The 13,953-nt window shown below is 47.1% G+C and carries 13 protein-coding genes; 11 read left to right on the top strand and 2 right to left on the bottom strand.

Annotated features, from left to right (window positions below; genetic code table 11):
- The first annotated feature begins 156 nt into the window (after positions 1–156).
- The 11 genes from JOC95_RS08155 to JOC95_RS08105 all read left to right on the top strand — a co-directional run bounded on the left by JOC95_RS08155 (position 157) and on the right by JOC95_RS08105 (position 12,233).
- A complete protein-coding gene (locus tag JOC95_RS08155; RefSeq protein ID WP_204415068.1) occupies positions 157–1,137 on the top strand; it encodes an N-acetylglucosamine kinase in 981 nt (326 codons plus the stop codon).
- 10 nt (positions 1,138–1,147) lie between these two features.
- Positions 1,148–2,005, top strand: a complete 858-nt coding sequence (locus JOC95_RS08150) for a MurR/RpiR family transcriptional regulator (protein ID WP_338083069.1) — start codon at positions 1,148–1,150, stop codon at positions 2,003–2,005.
- A gap of 27 nt (positions 2,006–2,032) precedes the next feature.
- Positions 2,033–2,944 (top strand): N-acetylmuramic acid 6-phosphate etherase, encoded by a 912-nt coding sequence (gene murQ, locus JOC95_RS08145; protein ID WP_204415067.1) that lies wholly within the window; start codon positions 2,033–2,035, stop codon positions 2,942–2,944.
- Positions 2,945–2,967: 23 nt separating this feature from the next.
- Positions 2,968–4,287 (top strand): ABC transporter substrate-binding protein, encoded by a 1,320-nt coding sequence (locus tag JOC95_RS08140; RefSeq protein WP_204415066.1) that lies wholly within the window; start codon positions 2,968–2,970, stop codon positions 4,285–4,287.
- Positions 4,288–4,407: 120 nt separating this feature from the next.
- The gene (locus JOC95_RS08135; RefSeq protein ID WP_204415064.1) at positions 4,408–5,325 is read left to right on the top strand and encodes a carbohydrate ABC transporter permease; all 918 of its coding nucleotides are present in this window, start codon (positions 4,408–4,410) and stop codon (positions 5,323–5,325) included.
- A 171-nt stretch (positions 5,326–5,496) separates the two neighbouring features.
- Positions 5,497–6,240: a carbohydrate ABC transporter permease gene (locus JOC95_RS08130; protein WP_404802014.1), complete on the top strand. Its 744-nt coding sequence runs from the start codon at positions 5,497–5,499 to the stop codon at positions 6,238–6,240.
- Positions 6,241–6,251: 11 nt separating this feature from the next.
- Positions 6,252–7,361: an ABC transporter ATP-binding protein gene (locus JOC95_RS08125; RefSeq protein WP_204415063.1), complete on the top strand. Its 1,110-nt coding sequence runs from the start codon at positions 6,252–6,254 to the stop codon at positions 7,359–7,361.
- Between the two features lie 207 nt (positions 7,362–7,568).
- Entirely contained in the window at positions 7,569–8,243 is a 675-nt protein-coding gene (locus tag JOC95_RS08120; protein WP_204415061.1) for a YesL family protein, read from the top strand.
- Positions 8,244–8,268: 25 nt separating this feature from the next.
- Positions 8,269–9,423: an exo-beta-N-acetylmuramidase NamZ family protein gene (locus JOC95_RS08115; protein WP_338083080.1), complete on the top strand. Its 1,155-nt coding sequence runs from the start codon at positions 8,269–8,271 to the stop codon at positions 9,421–9,423.
- A gap of 27 nt (positions 9,424–9,450) precedes the next feature.
- Positions 9,451–11,061 (top strand): beta-N-acetylhexosaminidase, encoded by a 1,611-nt coding sequence (gene nagZ, locus JOC95_RS08110; RefSeq protein ID WP_204415059.1) that lies wholly within the window; start codon positions 9,451–9,453, stop codon positions 11,059–11,061.
- On the top strand, positions 11,058–12,233 hold the full coding sequence (locus JOC95_RS08105) for an anhydro-N-acetylmuramic acid kinase (protein ID WP_204415058.1): 1,176 nt from the start codon (positions 11,058–11,060) through the stop codon (positions 12,231–12,233). The genes nagZ and JOC95_RS08105 overlap by 4 nt, the downstream gene beginning before the upstream one ends.
- Before the next feature lie 52 nt (positions 12,234–12,285).
- Here the strand turns inward: JOC95_RS08105 and JOC95_RS08100 are convergent, their stop codons facing one another.
- Positions 12,286–13,134, bottom strand: coding sequence for a protein-glutamine gamma-glutamyltransferase (locus JOC95_RS08100; RefSeq protein WP_204415057.1), 849 nt, complete (start codon positions 13,132–13,134; stop codon positions 12,286–12,288).
- Positions 13,135–13,235: 101 nt separating this feature from the next.
- Complete coding sequence (locus JOC95_RS08095; protein WP_204415056.1) at positions 13,236–13,952, bottom strand: DUF459 domain-containing protein; 717 nt, start codon at positions 13,950–13,952, stop codon at positions 13,236–13,238.
- Between the last annotated feature and the right edge of the window lies 1 nt (position 13,953).

Below are 13,953 nucleotides of genomic sequence, written 5' to 3'. Positions count from 1 at the left end.
GTGGTGCTAAATCACGGCCTTTTCATATGTACATGCAAAAAGAAATATGCCTGTTCTGAAATTAAATTTCAGAAAATAAAAATATTATTGACACTGAATATCACCGGTACTATACTTAGTACAAGAGCAATTTGTCAGATTAAGGGGCGCTAGAGCATGATCATTGGATTGGATGGCGGGGGCACGAAAACAACAGGAATGGTCGTGGATGAACAAGGGAGAATCCTTGCAGAAGCTACCGTTGGCCCTACAAACCCCAACAGTTCCGATTATGAAACAGTCAAGAAGGAACTGAAAAAGCTTTTTTATTTTTTCACACTCAAGAAACCGCTTACAAAAGAGGATGTTGTCTTTGCAGGAATATCAGGTGTGGAAAGCGGCGGAAAGAAGGAATGGTTTTTGTCCCTGCTCAGGGAGATAACAGGTGAGGAACCGACCATTGTCATCGATAACGACGCAATCACGGCACTTTACTCCGAGACGAAGGGGAAGCCGGGAATTGTCTGTATATCCGGTACCGGATCGATCAGCTTTGGCATCAATGACAAAGAGGAACGGGCACGGGTCGGTGGATGGGGCTATCTCATCCAGGACGGCAGCAGCGGCTTTTCCATCGGCAAGCGACTCCTTGACTATGTCTTTGAAAGATATGACAAAGGGGATGCACCTTGTAAACTGACTAAAGCGGTTCTCACACACTTTGGCGTGACTGCCATGAGCGAAATTGTCTCCCTGGTCTACGAACTGCGGAAAACAAGGGACAGGGTCGCGTCGCTCGGAAGCATCGTTATTTCTTTTTCAAACAAAGGAAATCAGGTATGTGTGGACATCCAAAAAGAAGCTGCAGCCTGCATGCTGAAGGAGATCCATACGCTTTATGAAAAGCTGCACCGTGAAAATTCGGGAGACGAGAAGTTTCCGATTGTACTGACAGGCGGCATCATTCAGCATTCACGCGTGATGCAATCCTATCTTGTGGAGGAAGCCGCAAAGCAAAAGCATCCTTTTGCTTTTACGCTTCCATCCTTGCCGCCGATTGCAGGTGCCATCTATGCGGCGATCAAGATCGGAAAGCATGATGTAGCACCAACCTTCACTGAGGTGTTTGAAAAAGAAGTAAGAGAAAGAAGCAAGTAAAGGGTGGTCAATGATGAATGGTGGATTGTTACGTCTGCGTCAGGCACTGTCTGCAATTAATCCGGCAGAACGAAATGCAGCAACATTTATTTTAGAAAATCCAAGAGAAGTGGTCACTCTTTCGGTCAAGGAACTCGCGGAGAAAAGTGATTCGAGCCAGGCAGCCATCATTCGCCTCTGTAAAAAGATCGGCTTGGATGGCTATAAAGAACTGAAGCTCCGGATAGCCGGGGATATGACATCGTTTGAGAAGGAACAGGAAGAATACCACGAGTTCAAGGACAACGATGACATCCCCACTTTTATGAAGACGATTACGGAAAACAACGTGCTTTCTTTAAGGGATACACTTCATCTATTGGATAAAGATGAGGTGGAAGCGGCGGTACATTATTTACATACCTCCAATCGCATCGACTTCTATGGTGTGGGCGCCTCCCAGTTGATAGCTCAGGATGCCCAGCAGAAGTTCATGAGAATAAATAAGCTTTGTACGGCATATGCCGATACCCATATCCAGCTGACATCTGCAGCAACGCTGACCAATACGGATGTTGCAGTGGGGATATCGTATTCGGGCGAAACGAGCCACACGCTTGCGGCAATCAGGCAGGCGAAGGAAACGGGAGCGAAGACGATTGCGATCACAAAATATGGTTCGAATTCATTAAAGGAGCTTGCAGACATAACCTTATGCATTTCTTCCATGGAATCTTCCATCCGGAGTGCGGCAACCTCTTCAAGGATTTCGCAGCTGAATGTGATCGATATCCTGTTTACTGCAGTGGCAGCAAGAGACTTTGATCAATCGGTAGCTTATTTGAAACGTTCACGGGAAGCGGTTCAGAAAGCCTATCGCTCAGAATGAATACACACTAAAAAGGTGATGTGATAAATGGGATTAGAAAACTTACAGAATCTGGTGACAGAGCAGCAAAACGGAAAAACAACCCAGATTGATAGAAAAGCAACAGAAGAGATACTCTCGATCATCAATGAAGAAGACCAATCAGTACCGATGCATATCCAAAAGGAAATCCCGAGCATCGCAAAAGTCGTCGACCAGGTGGTGCAATCCTTTGAATCAGGCGGTCGCCTATTCTATGTAGGAGCGGGCACATCCGGAAGAATCGGGATTCTTGATGCTTCAGAATGCCCTCCGACCTATGGCACCCCGCCTGAAATGGTGAAGGCGATCATCGCTGGCGGCGAGCCTGCCATCTTTAAAGCGGTGGAAGGTGCAGAGGACAGTGAGGAATTAGGGGCGAATGACATCAAGCAGCATGGTGTCAGATTGCACGATGTTGTCATCGGCATCACCGCAAGCGGCCGTGCACCATATGTCATCGGCGCATTGAAACAGGCAAAAGAGCTAGGAGCCAAAACGGTATCCTTCACTTGTACAAAGGATGCTACACTCAATGCTGTAGCAGATTACAAGATTAATATAGAAGTAGGGCCGGAAGTGATTACCGGTTCAACCAGAATGAAAGCGGGTACTACACAGAAGCTTGTGTTGAATATGATCACCACCACTTCCATGGTGAAGATAGGCAAGGTGTTCAATAACCTGATGGTCGATGTCCAGCCTTTGAATAAAAAGCTTGTGGACAGGGCAAAACGCATCATCCAGCAGGTGACGGGATGTTCCTTGGAGGAAGCGACAACATTGTTTGACCTTTCAGAAGGAAACCCGAAAGTGGCCATCATCATGCATACGTGTCAGGTGGATGCCGTGAAAGCGGCAGAACTGCTAAGTGACGCGAAGGGATTCGTTTATAAGGCTATAAAGGCTTATAATAAATAATAATTTTCAAGGGGGAATTGGAAATGAAAAGGGGTTTAAGTTTAGCAATGGTCATGTTGCTCGTTGCTTCCATTATCCTTGGTTGTTCCAACAGTTCTTCATCCGATAAAAAGGATGTTGTAAAGGTTTGGACCTATCCGGTGCATGGTGAGTACGAAGCAGAACTGAAAGAACTAGTTGAATCTTTCAAAAAGGAAAACGAAAACATCGAAATCGAGTATGAAGTACTTAGCTGGGCTGAAGGTCCGCAAAAATTCGATATCGCATTGAACTCCGGTAATCCACCGGATATCTACTTCGGTAAGCCACAAGGTAAATATGTGGATTCAGGATTGCTAGTACCACTAGACGACAAATTGAATGTATCAAAAGATGACTACAACCAAGTTGCGTTGGACTACATGAAAATCGAAGACAAACTTTACGGTCTTCCAATCTACATGTTCTTGCATGTATGGGGTGGAAATAAACAGCTTCTAGATGAGGCTGGCATTGATTATGAAAAAATCCAACAAGAAGGCTGGACTTGGAAGGAATTCCAAGAACTGGCTAAGAAAGGCGTTGGAAAGACTGAAAACGGTGATGACAGATATGGCTTCGTATTCCAAGGAAACAACGAAGAGCTATTGGTTCACCTTGCAATGAACAATGGATTGCCAAACCGTTACACAGAAGATGGCATCACATGGAACGACGATAAGATCCTTGAAACGATGGAATACATCAAGAGCCTTGTAGACTCTGGAATCATGCCTAAGGAAACTGCAGCAGTAGATCCTGCGAAACGTATGGAGCTTTTCTATAACTACCAAGCAATGTTCTTCGGACGTGCGATCCCTTACTTTGACCCTGTTGTAGAACTTCACAACCAGGAAATCAAAGATGGTAAAATCGAAGGGAAAGAAGTGAACTTTGTTCTTCTTCCAATCCCTCATAACGAAGGTGAAGAGCAAGTATCATTCGGTGGTTCTGAAGGTTACATGATGTTCACTCAGAAGAATGCCAAGGAAGATCACATGAAAAACAGTGTGAAGGTACTTGAGCACCTAACAAGTGCAGAAGCTGGAAAAGCAGCGGCAGCACTTGCATTACCACAGGTTCATAAGGATGCGGAAGGCAAGTTTGAAATGCCGCTTGCACCTTACAATAAAGTTGCAGCAGAAGTGTTGGCTTCTCACGTTTTACCACCAAGCAATGCATCTGCAGCGGCAGCAGCAAAAGATGACCGCTTCCGTACTGAAGTCGTCATCCCTACATTCCAAGGTCTATTAAGCGGAGAACTTACTCCTGAAGAGGCGGCGGAAGAATTCAAAACTAAGGGCGAAGCTATTTTCTCCCAGTAAGCCATAAGGAAGAGGAGGGAGCGTAACTGCTCTTCCTCTTTTATTTTAAAGGTCTTGTTTCCTTTCTTATCTACAGAAGCGAAAACAGCCACCTTATATCTGGAGGTGTAAGTGTAGACAATGCCAAACCAATCAGCGGTCTCCGTATCGAAAAAATTCAATTTCTCCCAATTTATAAAAGATTATGGCTGGTGCTACGCATTTATCGCAGTCCCAATCATCCTGTTTCTCATGTTTACGCTATTCCCTGTCGGCTATGCCCTTGTCATGAGTTTTCAAAAATACCATGTACTCGGCTCCACCTGGGTAGGCTTAGACAACTATAAAACGATGGTAAACGACGATATCTTCTGGAAAGCAATGTGGAACACTTTCGTTTTCACAGTAGGTACAGTTCCGGTGAACGTCGCAATCACTTTATTCCTGGCAGTATTGATTTTTCCGCGTGCAAAAAAGGCGCAGACATTTTTCAAAGCGGCACTTTACTTGCCAACGGTAGCATCAGGAGTGACGGTAGCGCTTGTATGGTTCTGGATTTATGATCCAACAAAAGCGGGACTTTTCAATATGTTCCTTGAGATGCTCGGGTTCGACAATATCATGTGGCTTGGGCAAAGCTCTACAGCATTGCTTTCTATTATGCTAATGTCCTATCTGACTGGACACGGCGCCGGTATTATCCTTTACTTGGCTGCAATGGGCGGCATACCGAAATCCCTTTATGAAGCAGCAGACATCGACCATGCTTCTGAATGGTCGAAATTCCGTAATATTACATGGCCATTATTGAAACCTACTACGCTCTACCTATTGGTAACTGGAATCATCATGAGCTTCCAGGTGTTCATGAGCATCTACCTCATGACCCAGGGTGGTCCGAACTTTGCAACGACCACCATCGCCTACCTCATCTATACACATGCATTCCAGTACTACCAGTTCGGTCTGGCAGCAGCAGAATCATTTGTGCTTGGAGCGGTCATTATCCTGGCATCCGTCATTCAATTCAAAGTCATGTCATCTGACGTGGAGTTCTAGGAAAGGAGGAACATCTTTATGCAACCAGCAACCAATACAAACAATGCACAATATGCAGAGCTTGCCATCAAAAGAGAGAAGGCAAGAAATCAGCGCAAAAAGGTCTACAGTGTACTAAGTTGGGCGATCCTTTTGTTCTGGGTGGTGCTGACCATCATCCCGCTCTATTGGATGGTGATTTCCTCCTTCCGGGATACTACGGTGTCAGCATCCTTTAAGCCTGAATGGTTCCCTTCCAAGGTGACCCTGGCAACCTATATCCGTTTCTTGACGGAAACAGACGCAGTCCGCTGGCTGATGAACAGCTTGTTCGTTTCTAGTGTACTGACTTTATCCAACGTCGTGTTCTCATCACTCGCAGGATATGCTTTTGCGAAACTGAGCTTCCCGGGCAGAAAAACGATTTTCTGGCTCTTGCTTGGTACGATGATGATCCCGGCTCAAGTTACCTTGATCCCGGTGTACATCATGGTCGTGAACATCTTCGGCTTGGTGGATACATATCTTGCAATCATGCTACCAATGTTCACAGTGGTCGGGAATATCTTCCTGATGAAGCAATACATGTCGACCTTGCCGACGACACTTATCCAGGCAGCGCGAATCGATGGCTGCAGCGAGTTCGGCATCTTCCGAAAAGTCATTCTTCCCATCTCAAAGCCTGGGGTCGCGGTACTTGCAATCTTTACGTTCGTATCGACTTGGAATGAATTCTTCTGGCCATTCCTTGTGACGCAATCAAGCTCCATGAGGACGATCCAGGTCGGACTTGCAAGCTTCAAGTTCCAGGACGCAACAGATTACGGGGCGATGATGGCAGGATCGGTACTCGCGGCATTGCCAATGTTTATATTATTCTTTGCCCTACAGCGTTACTTCCTACAGGGTATTACAATCGGTGCAGTGAAAGGATAGGTGTTTAAGGTATGGCAAGTATAAAAATAGAAAACGTAACGAAAACATTCGTGGACGATAAACGTGGCGGCACATTCACTGCTGTCAACGACGCAACCTTTGAAATAAAAGATAAGGAGTTTCTTGTTTTCGTAGGCCCGTCCGGCTGCGGTAAAACGACCTCCCTTCGCATGATCGCGGGCCTTGAGCGCCAAACATCAGGCAACATCTACATCGGCGACAAAGTGGTCAACAATATGCATCCAAAAGACCGCGACATCGCGATGGTATTCCAGGACTATGCCTTGTATCCGCATATGACGATCGAGCAGAATCTTGCATTCGGATTGAAAAATATGAAAACATCCAAAGAGGAAATCAAGGAAAAGATCGAGTATGCATCAAAAATCCTTGGACTAGATGAACTCTTGGACCGCAAGCCGAAGGAGCTTAGCGGAGGACAGCGTCAAAGGGTGGCAGTGGGACGTGCAATCGTACGTAACCCGAAGGTATTCCTTTTCGATGAGCCGCTTTCAAACCTCGATGCCAAACTGCGCGTACAGATGCGAATCGAGCTTGCCGAGCTGCACCAGCGCCTCGGGGCAACCATCGTGTATGTAACGCATGACCAGGTCGAGGCCATGACACTTGGCGAAAGGATTGTCGTCATGAACAAAGGGGAAATCCAGCAGATCGCTTCACCAAGAGACCTGTACCGCAACCCGGCAAATATGTTCGTCGCGGGATTCATTGGGTCTCCACCAATGAACTTCTTTGATGCTATACTAGAGTCAGAGAACAAGCTTCGTGTGGGAGAATTGACATTCACCATTCCTGAAGCCCTTGTAAAACAATACAAAGGCTATGTCGGCAAAAACGTCGTGCTTGGCTTGCGTCCGGAAGACATCTATGATGAAGAATTCGCCTTTACCGTCCCGACAGACAACAAAGCGAACATCAAAGTAAAGGCAATAGAACACCTAGGCGGGGAAAACCTCGTATACTTCACAATGGGAGAACGCATGATCACCGCCAAAGTAAGCGGCGAAAGCTTCATCCGCCCACTGGAGGAAAAATCATTCGTTTTCAACCTGGATAAAATGCACCTGTTTGACCGAGAGACTGAGTTGAGGATTTTTTAGAAATTATGTAAAAGTAGTGTTTTGAATTTTAAAACGTCTCTAGCTGGTGATTGGAGCGCAAGTCGAAGACTCCTGCGGGAAAAGCGGAGTCGGGGAGACCCCACAGGCGTAAGCCGAGGAGGCTCCCCACCCGCCCGCGGAAAGCGAAGACTTGCACGGAAATCAACAGCGGTGCCTCAAAGAGATAATCTAAAGGAGAGAATGCAGATGGATGGATTGACACATATTTTACGCGTAACAGGAAGAGAGTACTACAAACACATAGTAGCGATGGTATTCATCAGCTTTTTGGTCGTAACGGTGCTAAGTCCGTCCTTCTTTCTCATCCAATTGCCATACTCTATTTTTTACGTAATGCTCGTAAGCGGACCGATTTTCGTGGGGGCGGCATGGGCTGTCCAGCAGCTTCTACTCGATAAAAGCCAATCCGTGATCGTCATGTTTTTCACAGGCATGAAAAAATACTTCCTGGCAAGCGTAGGCTACAGCCTGTTCCTATCCTTCTTTGTCGTGATTGTCGCTGCATCATGGTGGCACTACACACAAGTCGGCGGAACATTCGCATTCGCACTGGCATGTTTCCAGTCTTACTTTTGCGGGATGATTTTCCTGAGCCAGATCTACACGATCCCATTATTGGTGAAATTCCAGTACTCCTTAAAGGACAGCATCTTCACCAGCGTCAAGCTGCTCGTGAAAAATCCGCTGTATACGATACTATCATTCCTGCAGATCACATCGATTTTCTGTCTATTGCTACTATCCGTAGTAGGATTGTTTTTCCTGTTTCCAAGTCTGTCCACGCTCTTCTGCAATATTGTCACAAGCAATGTCATCGCAACGGAAGAAGAGGATACAGATTGGAACCCAGTTAGTGCCTAAATGGAGGAGGGATCTTTTGAAAAAGGTGACATATGGCATTGATCGCTTTTTGCAAAACGGCTTGGAAGCCTGGGCTGGCAAGAACATTGCCCTCGTAACCAATCAGACTGGAATGACCTCAAGCTTCCAATCCACGATCGATGCACTTAATGAAGCAGATTCTATCAGACTGACAAAGCTTTTCGCCTGTGAACACGGAATCAGGGGGGACGTCCAGGCAGGCGTCCATGTGGAGGATACCACTGACCCAAAAACCTTGCTTCCCGTGTACAGCTTATATGGACCAACCAAGAAGGTATCTACAGAATTGCTCGAGGATGTAGATGCCATTTTTTTTGATATTCAGGATGTCGGGGTGCGTTTTTATACGTTCCTTGCAACCGTAAAAAATGTGATGGAAGCATGTGTCGAGACAGGGACTTCCTTCGTCGTACTGGATCGGCCGAACCCGATTGCACCGCTCGTGTCCGGGAATGTGCTGGACATAGCTTACACCTCTTTTGTAGGACCGTACGAGCTACCGGTGAGCCTAGGGTTGACTGTTGGGGAATACGCACGATTGCTGCAGAAGGAACATTATCCTGATGCAGACCTTCATGTATATGAAGTGGGAAACTGGAACCGCTCGATGTGGGGCGAGGATTGGCAGCAGCCGTGGATCCCGCCATCACCGAATATCCCGCATTTTACCACAACACTCTATTATCCTATCAGCTGCTTCATTGAAGGAACGAACCTATCAGAAGGCCGCGGAACAACGAAGCCATTTGAATGGATCGGGGCTCCCTGGTTCAAGCAGGAAAAGGTGATGGAGCATTTCTCCCGTAAGGAGCTGCCTGGAATGGAGCTTGTGCCGGCATTTTTCACACCGAACATGAGCAAGCACCAGGGAGACTTATGCAGAGGGTTGCAATTGGTTATCACGGACAAAGAGGAGCTCGATGTTGCAAGGCTTGGTTATGAGCTTTTACATAGCATTTTTGCCGTTCACAGCGGGGAGGCACAGTGGCTTGAGCCGTTCAAGGAAGGCATGCATCCTTTCATCGACCTTCTGTGGGGTACGGATGAGGTGAGAAAGGGGATTGACCAGGGCCTTTCCTTTAGAGAGGTTGCTGTTGACTGGCAAGCCGGTTTGGAAGATTGGAAGAGAAGGACAGATTCAATTTTGCTTTATTCATAGACTTTTTTTAAAAGGGGAGAAAAGCGTATGAAAAAGATTCATGATATGACGCTTGAAGAAAAAGTAGGCCAGCTGTTCATGGCAGGTTTCCAAGGGACAGAGCCAAGTGAAAATATTACGAAGCTGATCCGCGACTACCATATAGGCGGAGTGATTTATTTTACCCGCAATGTGAAGAACACAAAGCAGGTATATGAGCTATCCCGTGATCTGCAGAAGGTGGCTGTGGACGCAGGCAAGCTGCCCTTGTTCATTTCGATTGATCAAGAGGGCGGCATGGTTGCGCGCATTACCGAGGGTGTAACATTAAGCCCCGGCAATATGGCAATGGGCGCAGCAGGCGATAAAGATGCAGCATACAGGTTGAGTGAAATTGTCGGGAAAGAGCTGCGTGCACTTGGAGTGAACATGAACTTTGCACCTTGTGTGGACGTGAACAACAATCCGTTGAATCCAGTGATCGGCGTCAGGTCTTATGGCGAGGACCCCCGCGTGGTTGCACAGTATGGGGTGGAAGCGGTAAAAGGGCTGCAGGCTGAGCATGTGTCAGCGGTAAGCAAGCACTTCCCGGGGCATGGTGATACCAATGTCGATTCCCACTTGGACCTGCCAGTGATTGCACATGACCTCGATAGATTGGAAAGCCTGGAGCTAGTCCCTTTCAAGGAAACATTTGCTCATGACGTGGATGGCGTGATGGTTGCACATATCAACTTCAAATCCATTGAACCCGATAATGTTCCTTCTACTCTATCCAAGCGCATCGTAAGCGGGTTGCTGCGTGAAAAGCTTGGCTATGAAGGTGTGGCGATGACCGACTGCATGGAAATGAACGCGATCATCGAGTATTACGGAATCGAAGAAGCATCAGTCATGGCGATTGAAGCGGGCATTGATATTGTGTTGATCAGCCATACATTCGAGCGCCAGTACAAAGCGATCGAGGCTGTGAAAAAGGCTGTGGAAAGCGGCCGGTTGACACTGGAGCAGGTGGATCGTTCAGTGGTGCGGGTGTTGAAGCTGAAAGAAAAGAGGAAGCTTGCGGAATCAGTGGCTACTTGGGAAGAGACAGCGGCGCTTGTCGGGCAGGATGAGGACTTGGCGGTTGCCCGTAGTGTGAGCGAAAAGAGCATGACGCTTGTAAAGGATAGCGGGACGTTTTTGCCTTTGAGTGCTTCTGAAAAAGTGTTGGTGATAGCGGTCGATCCGAATGTGGCGACAGAGGTAGATGAGACGTTGGCTACAAAGGTGACGGTCGGAACGTATTTGAAGGCGGCTTTGCCATATGCTAAGGAAGTGTCCGTGACGGTGGCACCTACTGAAGAAGAAATCGCCCGGATTCTTATGCAGGCTGGGAGTTTTGATAAAGTGTTGGTTGCGACATATCAGGCAGTTGCGAACCCTTCACAGGCGGACTTGGTTCGAAAGCTTGTTGCATCCCTTGGCGATCAGGTTGGCGTTGTGGCCATGCGCAGTCCTTACGATATCGGAAAATTCCCTGAGGTGGCGACGTATCTTGTCACTTATGAAAGTCGCGCGCTTGCATTGGAATCTGCAAGCAAGGTGCTGCTAGGTCGGATTGAGGCGACCGGCAAACTGCCTATCACTCTGCTCGATGCCAAGGTGAACAACGGATGATCCAGCTTTTACAGAAGCTTGCTGAAAAAGAGGAAAGAATCGGGATCGGCCTGATGTCCGGTACCTCGGTCGACGGTGTGGATGTTGCGATTGTGTCGGTAAAAGGTGCCGGGGAAACGATGTCTTATCGTGAGCTGGCGTTTGAAAATATTGAGATACCTGGGGAATTGCGCGAGCGTATCTTCCGGCAGTTCGACCCCGGGGCAAGCTCGGTGGACGCCTTGTGCAGCCTTAATTTTGAGCTTGGGGAGATGTTCTGCAAAGCGGCAGAATCAGTTGTGAAAAAACATGGTTTCCGGCTTGCGGATATTGATTTTATCGGATCTCACGGCCAGACTTTATATCACATTCCTGTGGCGGAGCCTGGCTTGGTGCGTTCAACCTTGCAGCTCGGGGAGGCCTCCGTTATGGCCGAAATGTTTGGCTGCCCGGTAGTTTCGGATTTCCGTGTGCGTGATATGGCTGCAGGCGGAGGCGGTGCACCGCTCGTTCCTTATGTGGACTATCTGCTTTTCAGGTCAGAATTCGAGAGCATCGCCCTGCAGAATATCGGCGGCATCGGAAATGTCACATATTTGCCTGCGGGATGCAGCCCTAGTGAGGTGGTCGCTTTTGATACAGGGCCCGGGAATATGATCATGGACGAAGCGATTTCGATCCTGACGAAGGGCCAGGCCCATTATGATGATGGAGGCCGGGTGGCTTCAAAGGGAAGTGCGGATGAAGAAGTGTTGCGCGAATTACTTGCGAATCCGTACTTCAGTATGTCGACTCCGAAAAGTACGGGACGTGAGCTGTTTGGCGTTGCGTATACACGTGAACTTGTCGGGCGGTTGCAGTTGAAGGGACTACCTGATGCGGATATCATGGCGACGGTGACTAAGTTCACTGCGTTGACGATTGTGGATCAGTACAGTCGATTCTTAGGCGGTCCTGTTGATACGCTGATTGTCAGCGGCGGAGGGGCTTATAATGAGACTCTTCTTGGATATTTGCGTGAGTTGGGTTCTTTTGAGGTGAAGACACAGGAGGATTACGGGTTTTCCAGTGATTCGAAGGAAGCGGTGGCATTTGCCCTGCTTGCGAACGAGACGCTATTTGGAGTGCCGAACAATTTGCCATCAGCGACCGGGGCGAGGAAGCCTGTGGTGCTTGGGAAGTTGACGATGTAAAAATGATTGTTGGATCGATTTCCCTTTTTGATGGAGGAAATCGATCCTTTTTTTACCTGTAATAAGGTTTATACAAATAACACAGATATCGATAAAACGAAATGGACGTCTTATTATGGTGAATGATGAAATGTTGAGCCTTATAGCCCCGGTTGAAACCTCGTGGCAGCTTCGAAAGTTCGTACAGATGTTTAATGGACGGTCTTGCCACAAGATTGATCAAAGCCGCAGGGGTAGTACTGTCCGGCTGCCTCACGCTGTTTAAAAAGTCAGTGATTTCTTGTGCGGTCTTAATCCCGATTCCGTGTCCAAAATACATCCCATCCCCCATCACAATGGCATTTTCCCCTCTCCACCAAGGAGTCTCCGGATGATAGTCGGGATTATTAAAATAAGCAACATCCCCAGGGATAAGGTGCTTGGTCAGAAGGGATTGGACGCCAAGGTCGACGTCAGTGTGCCAGCTGTATAGGTAGAGATTTTCGAATAACTGATTAAACAGCTTTTCACCGATAGTCATCAGTGCCGCGTGATAATAGATCATTATCATTGCAGTGGCACATTCATACGCATATAGGGAACTATTCTTAAAAATATCTTGAATGGCTGCAGCCGGCTCCGCATCATCTCTCAACTGGAAGGCACCCCTAGTGGTCATCCCCCAATAATCCGGGTTCCCAACTGATCCGGCGAAGGTCTCAAACCGGGCCTCTCCCTGACTCATCAGCTCCGCACTCGAAATGATATTCTTCCTGAACGTAAGCTCAAATTGCAGTTCTTCCATTGAATCATAGGAATGGGTTTCCGGGTCATCCATCAAGGATTGGACAATTGTTGCATCCATGCTTCCGGGTGGCCACAGGTCGGTTTGGTCAAATGGCTTTCCTGATAGTTGAATCATGGTATTCCTCTTTTCTTAGTGGCGTTGTATTTAGGGTATTCGAGAGGTGGGCTGATGGGAACAAAAAAACCACATCTCCTAAATGGAAATGCGGTCCCTGCTTAAAAATCGTATTCATCTAATATTTTCTTTGTTATGAGGTCATATCCCTTTTCATTTGGATGAAGGGAATCACTGAAATAATCGGTTGATTTCTTTTTGAAAAGATCGTTCGTGGAAATGAATTTTACTTTCTCATAGTCATCCACAATTGTTTGGCTTTTCTCGTTCCATTCGACGATTTCTTCCTCTATTCTCTGCGAATCCGGATAAGGATTATAAAGTCCGAGGAACAGTATAGGTACATCCTTATTCTCATTGCGGATGATATCCAGGATTTCTCTTAGGTTTCGCTCATAATCGGCCTGACCCTTTGCAATCTTCTCTTCATTGATTTCCTTCAGGTCGCCACCGTTACTCTCTATCAGGTCGTTGGTTCCTATAAATAAAGTGACATAATCTGCATCCTGCAAATCACTTCTTACTTTTGATTTCTTTACCTGCTGCAAGAGCCCGTCCGTCTGCTGGTCGGGGATCCCGTGATTTTCTACAGTGATAATGGCATTCTTTTCTTCCTTCAGCTGCTTTTCCAGGTTTTCTACAAAGCCCTCGCCTGATTCATCCCCGACCCCATGGGTGAGGGAATCTCCAAGCGAGACCATTTTCTCCGATTCATTTGGAACAGATAAGGCTTTGTTTTGTTGGGTTAAATTTAAAACACCGACAGCAATCAGGATGACTACTGCCAAGGCGGTGGCAATGATGATTGTTTTTTTCATG

The organism is Sutcliffiella tianshenii (assembly GCF_016908565.1).
Classification (GTDB): domain Bacteria; phylum Bacillota; class Bacilli; order Bacillales; family Bacillaceae_I; genus Sutcliffiella_A; species Sutcliffiella_A tianshenii.
Note: the sequence above shows the minus strand (reverse complement) of the source record. Positions and strands in the feature narration are given on the sequence as shown.